Source organism: Modicisalibacter luteus DSM 23508, from assembly GCF_000378505.1.
Lineage (GTDB): Bacteria > Pseudomonadota > Gammaproteobacteria > Pseudomonadales > Halomonadaceae > Modicisalibacter > Modicisalibacter luteus.
Genome location: NZ_KB900023.1, coordinates 1 through 6381 on the forward strand (window position 1 = coordinate 1; position 6381 = coordinate 6381).

General features: G+C 46.1%; 8 protein-coding genes. All 8 read right to left on the reverse strand.

What is annotated here, in order from left to right:
- Window positions 1–121 precede the first annotated feature (121 nt).
- Window positions 122–967 (reverse strand): response regulator, encoded by an 846-nt coding sequence (locus F568_RS0121685; protein ID WP_156817543.1) that lies wholly within the window; start codon window positions 965–967, stop codon window positions 122–124.
- Window positions 939–1454: a hypothetical protein gene (locus F568_RS25190; RefSeq protein ID WP_156817544.1), complete on the reverse strand. Its 516-nt coding sequence runs from the start codon at window positions 1452–1454 to the stop codon at window positions 939–941. The genes F568_RS0121685 and F568_RS25190 overlap by 29 nt, the downstream gene beginning before the upstream one ends.
- Window positions 1455–1464: 10 nt before the next feature.
- Window positions 1465–2055 (reverse strand): hypothetical protein, encoded by a 591-nt coding sequence (locus tag F568_RS25195; RefSeq protein ID WP_156817545.1) that lies wholly within the window; start codon window positions 2053–2055, stop codon window positions 1465–1467.
- A gap of 148 nt (window positions 2056–2203) precedes the next feature.
- Entirely contained in the window at window positions 2204–2575 is a 372-nt protein-coding gene (locus F568_RS0121700) for a site-specific integrase (protein ID WP_211213473.1), read from the reverse strand.
- Between the two features lie 134 nt (window positions 2576–2709).
- Window positions 2710–3435 (reverse strand): HNH endonuclease, encoded by a 726-nt coding sequence (locus F568_RS0121705; RefSeq protein ID WP_019020845.1) that lies wholly within the window; start codon window positions 3433–3435, stop codon window positions 2710–2712.
- A gap of 12 nt (window positions 3436–3447) precedes the next feature.
- The gene (locus tag F568_RS0121710) at window positions 3448–4188 is read right to left on the reverse strand and encodes a hypothetical protein (RefSeq protein WP_156817546.1); all 741 of its coding nucleotides are present in this window, start codon (window positions 4186–4188) and stop codon (window positions 3448–3450) included.
- A 34-nt stretch (window positions 4189–4222) separates the two neighbouring features.
- Window positions 4223–4492: a hypothetical protein gene (locus F568_RS0121715; RefSeq protein ID WP_019020847.1), complete on the reverse strand. Its 270-nt coding sequence runs from the start codon at window positions 4490–4492 to the stop codon at window positions 4223–4225.
- A gap of 636 nt (window positions 4493–5128) precedes the next feature.
- Window positions 5129–5755, reverse strand: a complete 627-nt coding sequence (locus F568_RS23700; RefSeq protein WP_019020848.1) for a DUF4760 domain-containing protein — start codon at window positions 5753–5755, stop codon at window positions 5129–5131.
- Window positions 5756–6381: the final 626 nt, after the last annotated feature.

The following is a 6381-nucleotide window of genomic DNA, read 5'->3' on the forward strand; positions in this document are numbered from 1 at the left end:
GGTCCCGGGTTCGACTCCTGGTGCCGGCACCACGGGTAAGCCTGATCAATCAGGCTGTTGTAGCAAAGAGGTCGCCCTTCGAGGCGGCTTTTTTTTGTGATAAACGTAACACTTAGCGTAACTATTTTACTGATCCCAACACTTTCATGACTTGTGAGAACAGCTCAAGTGGTCTGTCAATTAGACCGTCAGCTCCTTTTGATATCGCTTCATTTTTCAAATTTTCTGTTGCAGATCCTGTGTAAAACAAAAAGGGTGTCAAATAAGCGCCCGAACGCAATTTTTCTAGTAAAATAAATCCTTCTTTAGGGTTTCCTTCTCTGTCTAAATCAGAAATTACCAAAGAATATTTGTTCCTGCTTATCATATCTAAAGCTTTGGCTGAACTATCTGCAATATCAACAGTGATTCCCTGTGACTCGAGAGCCTCACGCTCGTAGATATTGTTACTTGGGTTATCATCAATCCAAATTATTTTTTTAGCCTCAGGCTTGTCTTGTTTTTTGTAGTTGTTGAGAACCGAGTCGACGATTCTCTTTATATTGACATTGCTTGAAGTGGATGAATAAATGTAAGAGTTTTTTACAGAAGCAGCTGCTAACGAAGCAATAGTGTAGTATTGAGAAGCAATAAAATTGCTTTCATGCTTATAATCGGATGGTCCGTAGAGCTTAGTATGGTGCTTGGCGACGAGCCAAATGAAACCAAAAAAAACAAAGTGGGGGAAAATTAGCATAAAGTAAATTAGTGGTTTTAAGTCCTCTAGGTTATTGTTTTCTGAGCCTACAACTAAAGCAGCAAAACCATAGATTAGCACGATGAATAGGGCTAGAATGCCTAAAGGGCTTTTTGTTAAGCTTACAGCTGCTGTAGTTAATTTTTCTATGTCCATTTTGTTTTTACTAATATTTGGTTGTTTTTCTGTTGGATCGTTATGATTAAGGCTGCAAACCGTCAAACCAAACAATTATAGTTTTAGTGTTTTTTAAAAAAACCTGAGGGTCTGTTACTTTTATTGCGTCTCCATCTGCTTTGTAAGCTCCGTTTGAGCAATGAATTATTTTTTCAATATCACTTATGTTTTTTCCATGCGATCGCAAAATGATCGCTATATGCCCTTCTCTTTTGTATCCGCTTTTTACCTGGTCTGGGTAAACAAGTAGCGCACCAGAGACGGCTTCTTTGATTTCCGTAAAATAGCCTACAGGAGACTTTGCGTCGGCATAAATAGCGGATGTCTCAAACCAGCCGCCGTTTGTACGCTCATATAAAGGATGTTTTACTTTTCTGCTTTCTGAAAAGCGTAGGCACCAGTTAATAAACCCACTACAGTCAATGCTTGAATTTTCTGGCCATTGTTCGGCTGCAAATGGAGGGGTAATGCCAGGTAAGTCGTACCTGGTGTTTTTGTTCAATGCCGAAAGGGCTCTTGCTATAAAATATGTCGTTCTCATTGGATAACCCCTAGTTGTTTTCTTTGCTGGGGATCTGGGTGTGTGAAGGCACAGTTATTAAATATAAATAGCATTCTGCTTTAGCTTGGGAAATAGCGGCTAGTTGTGCTTCACGTCCTTTTGAGCCGTCAAAAACAGTTCTCAAGTGTTCTCTTATTCTTTCTATCATGTTATTTCTGCTCTGAGCATCATAAGTTCCACTTAGTCCATGACTTTGCAAATTGTCACTTAGTAAATTAGTGGCACCACCGAACCCACTTAATGCAGCTATCCAAGCCGCATTGGCACTAGGGTTGGCGGCAACTAAAGCAGGCGCGACCACAGCTCCTGCGATAAGGCCTGCAGCAGAAATCGTAAAGCCTAGCAAGGCCCCTTTTTTTGATGATTCCTCAAAATTAGTTAATATGGGTTTGCATTCGTTTGTCATTTTTTTTATTTCTTTTTCAATGTCTTCTAAAGTTGCTCCTCCTGTAACTAAGCCATGTGTCTCATGTTTTATTGAATAATTTTCTGTAGGAGAGAAGCTAGGATAATCTCCACTTTCTGGAGGCGAGGCGCATCCAGTTGAAAGCAAGAATAGTAAAGCTAATGACTTTTTCATGTTTTAAAAAAATTGCTGTTTAAATAAAGTTTCAGTTTGATTGTGTTTTTTAGCAATAGTAATTTCTCTAAACTCATTGTCTGAGTTTTTGTTTTTGTTGTGCTTAATAAGCATGAGAGCGTTTAGTTTTTTTGTGTGGACCAATAAGTTATTCCTGCTCAGGGTGATTTACTAGCGGTATGCTCAAGTCATAGACATCCAACATCGCAGCTGAACGGTGGCCACTGGCTTCCTGCTTATCGTGTCGAGTTCCCTTGGTATCTGTGATCCCTCGACGCTTTAAATCATGCAGGCCAAAGCGCTGGCTTGCCTCGATTATCTCTTCTTCGATAGCCAGCTTGATGAGCCGCTGCCAGGCGGTGTCCAAGCTACTTTTTTTCAGCTCGCCCCCATCGGCCGCGACAATTAGCGGGCGGCTTTCGGGGTGCATGGGCAGGATCCGGCCTTTCTCTTTCCAGATCGCGGCACGCCGATCGGTTGCCGCTGTCCAGGCGGCAGTGAGTCGCGGATACCAACGCACGATATTGTCGCGACTGCCTTTGCGGCGATTAGTGAGTACGCCGGCAGGGGTGTGGTTGGCATCCGTGAGAGTGACGATCTCGACGCCACGCAGACGGCTTTCGTAGAAAATCTCGAGACCCGGCAGGTAACAAATTATTCATTTCCCGGCTGCACCAGTTTTTTGAGTTGGTCCATCGTGAGCCATGGGCGCTTGGCGTGAACCATGCGATGGCAGTTGGCACACAGCAGTGCGAGATCTTCCAGCTTCGTCTTGCTGCCCGGCGTCAGGGTGTGCAGGGGCTGGGTGTGGTGGCACTCGATGAAGCCGGCGCCATGTGGGCCATACGCTGCTTCGAAGTCGAAATGGCAGGCTTCGCAGGCTAGGGTGCCTTTCTCCTTGAGCACCTTGGCTTTCTTCCTTTTGACGAGCTTTCTGTTACGCTCACGCTGTTTGTGCTGCCGGGTCAGGATCCGGCCTTCAGTCGCTTCTTCGGTTCCTTCATCGTCTTCGTTGCCAGTTGGTGGCGGCAAAGGCTCGTCGCTTTCCAGGGCCTTGCGTATGGCGGTGGCGATTTCTCGCAAACGCTCCTGATCTATCGAAAACTCTTCGAAGACCTGCCTATCTAGGCTGCCACCACCTCGTAGCCCACCGCTTCGGTCAGGGTCGATGTAGGCGATGTTCGCCAGCTTCATTGCCACACCCGAGGGGGAACGATAATTCTCGTTTCTGAATTCTCCATCGAGTGCAGGGATCGCGGCCAGGAGCTGGCTCAACTCGATGATCTTGGGCTCGGTGCGGTGGTACTGAGAGGGAGCGATTTTGTAGTACAGATCCAGCCCCAGAATGAGCTCGTCACGGGTCCAAGGTTTGTTTCTCATTTTTTATTCAGCCTAAGTGTATTCGGCAAAGAATGGATGGGTATAAAATCCAGGCAATCTTTGGCTGCCTGGTATATCTAATGCTGTCAAAAAGATTGCTGTATCCTTGTATTCTTCTTGGTAGAAACGAATTAAAAGTGAATCCGTTCCAGAATCAGCTAGCCTTGAATACGCAATAAGTGCCTCTTTAAGGCGGTCTAGGTCTGAAGCTATAAAGTCAATGGTGTTTCTGAGTTCGAAATGGTGTGAGCTGCTGTATCTTTCTTTTAAGAGTTTTTCCACTTGAGTCTTATTTTCATGGTGTATGTAATGGCCGAAGGCGTATTTGTCTATTATGTTTTGATTGTTTATCGTCTTATTGGCTCTTGTGGATAGCGTTTCAATTACTCTGTAAATGTCTAGCTTTTTGGCTTCGTTTTCAAAGTGGTCGGCTTGCTTTTTAGCGGCCTTTGCAGCTTCACTCAGTTCCGTTCTCGTCAATGCAAACTCCGACTGCTGAATACGTATCGTCCAGAGCAATGCAAGGAACGTCACGAAAGTGAGCGCAGGGTTCGTGATGCCACCGATGTAGTCGCCAAGCTGGGCCCAGTAGGCTTGATCATTGGAGACGTCAAGCTCACCAAAGTGGGCAACGTAGGCAAGCCATGGCAGTACGAGAAGGGCCAATGCCACTAATGCCGCAATGATGATGCTCCAGCTCAACCGCAACCCTCCTCGAGGTTTTTCAATAGGTTCGCTGTTTTCTTGTGCCATGGTGTGCCCACTTCTGATCATGAAAACGCGCATTCTAATGTGCCGATACTCGACTCTCTACACTGGGGCGAGACGATGATTCATTGGTTAGCGTGCCGAGCAGGTCGCGGCGCTCATCATCAATGCGCTTGAGGGTGAGCGAAAACGAGATCTTGCCAGCAGAAAGTATCTTGAGGTAGAGGTGACCAAGGAGAACCAGAGCCGCCTTGTTCCAGCAGCGCAGCAGGCTGTCTTCTCTTATCCCCGCTGGGATAGCGTGCTGGCAGAGCTGGGACTGAGTCCTTGGCAGATCGACCACAACCATGAGCTAAGCCTTAAGGCGGGATATACCGGTATGGCGGAAAGCCTGAGCACAAGAAGATGAAGGAGTATTTCCTCGCACATCCTGAAATTGTCGAGGAGAAGCGTATCCCGCGCCGTGAACCAGAGCGTCTTCTAGGCTCCGGAGATCGGCTCGACGTTTTTTTCAGACTCGCCAGAGATGCTCGGCTGTTGAGGTTAAATCTCATACATCCAGTGAAATGGACATCCTTCGCGGTCTCTACCAATGCGTAAAGTACTAAGCTGTCATGGAAGCCGAACGAGCCTTGAACGGTGAAAGTCATGAAGTGAATAGGTTGCAGCTTGGTCTCATGCCGTCCGCTGGGCGGCGTTTTCATGCCTGAGCTGCGAGCTTTAGCCCTGCCAAGCCCCGAGTTGTGACCCGTGGCGCGCCGTCAGCACCCCGCCCCGCCCGCGCACTAAATGGGTCAGAAATTATGTACTCATGCACTTGGGCTCAGGCCGCACCACTATTGGGGCTTGGGGCGATTTTGGCTGGTCAGCTTTTTATGCGGATTTATGCATTCCAGTGTTCCCATTGATTGCCCATGCCGAGCTTGATCGACGTTGGCAGGGGCAATTTGTCACGAGTCGCAGCGTGGTTTAAGCGGAGGCTACGTTAGTCCTTGTTAGGCTTCAGAGAGGGCTTTGAATGTATTCTCTCGATATGTGTCAAGATTATTCCATGATCAATATCTGCTTTCATTATTTCTTTATCGTGGTTCCTCTTTGCAAGCTCTTTATCACGCCTTTTTGACCATTTTTTAGCAAGCCATATGAGGTTGTTAAAAAATTTTGGATTTATTTTTCTTCGTTGATGAATGTATGTATGAAATTGAGTGTAAATCCCAATTACTGTAGAGGCATGAACACTATAAAGAAAGTCCTCATCATATACGCCTTTCTTTATGGCGTTTGCGCATCTTTCCCACTCATTGCATATTGTGCTTAAAGCTAGGGCGTTTTCTTCATTTGAGTTTTTAACTTGGCTAAGGCGAACTTGCTCAAGTTTATCGTTTGCGATGTTGCGAACCTTTCTCCAACACCCATTAACTTCTGCGTTGTGTTTATAAGTTACTTGGAAATCTAAAGAATTCTTCTCTCTAGACAACTCTCGTTGTTTTCTGATCGTGAATACTGCGAGAAGTGCAGCCAAGCTCCCTGTGGTACCAGTAACGTAGGCTGTTGGATGGTCTTTCCAGACCCTTGCCAATTCGCAGACCAATGGGTCGAAAAAGTCAAGCATCTCTTTTCTCTAACGTACAGACACAAAAAAGGGGCCGCTAAGCCCCTCTTAACTGGATCAACAGTTTAGTATACGCCCCAATCTTCGTCGTATACACCCCAATCTTCGTCAAGGTAGATATGGTATGACATATTTTTCTCCAGTTTCGAGGGTGTTGGCTATTTCATAAAGCCATCTAAAAGCACTGCTGTACTGATCCGAAGCAGACCCTTTGCTGCCTCGGTCGCTCAGTATAGACGAAAGAGGTCCTAAATGGAACCTGGCTGAACATTGCGGTCGAGCTACTGATCATTGAACTTAACCCTCTGAAAACAAAGTGTTTTTTCCTGACCCCAACCTTCGCAATCTTTCGACTCTATGGCTAGGCTTGCACAATGTTTAGCAAAATTCAAGTGGCTTACGGTCAGGCATGGCTTAGTAGGCCATGAATTCATAGGATGCTTGTCTAAGCTCTTGTTTATACAGGCGGGAAAAGGGGAGCGTATAGGATGATTGTATGTATGTTATTGTATTGAAAGCTTTATTTGATATACTTGTAATCAGTAGGTCCCGGGTTCGACTCCTGGTGCCGGCACCACGGGTAAGCCTGATCAATCAGGCTGTTGTAGCAAAGAGGTCGCCCTTCG

What these genes read in the sequence shown, in the direction of transcription:
- F568_RS25190 (WP_156817544.1), bottom strand. Translation starts at nt 1,454, where the DNA reads ATGAGAACGACATATTTTATAGCAAGAGCCCTTTCGGCATTGAACAAA.
- F568_RS25195 (WP_156817545.1), bottom strand. Translation starts at nt 2,055, where the DNA reads ATGAAAAAGTCATTAGCTTTACTATTCTTGCTTTCAACTGGATGCGCC.
- F568_RS0121705 (WP_019020845.1), bottom strand. Translation starts at nt 3,435, where the DNA reads ATGAGAAACAAACCTTGGACCCGTGACGAGCTCATTCTGGGGCTGGAT.
- F568_RS0121710 (WP_156817546.1), bottom strand. Translation starts at nt 4,188, where the DNA reads ATGGCACAAGAAAACAGCGAACCTATTGAAAAACCTCGAGGAGGGTTG.
- F568_RS0121715 (WP_019020847.1), bottom strand. Translation starts at nt 4,492, where the DNA reads ATGGTTGTGGTCGATCTGCCAAGGACTCAGTCCCAGCTCTGCCAGCAC.
- F568_RS23700 (WP_019020848.1), bottom strand. Translation starts at nt 5,755, where the DNA reads ATGCTTGACTTTTTCGACCCATTGGTCTGCGAATTGGCAAGGGTCTGG.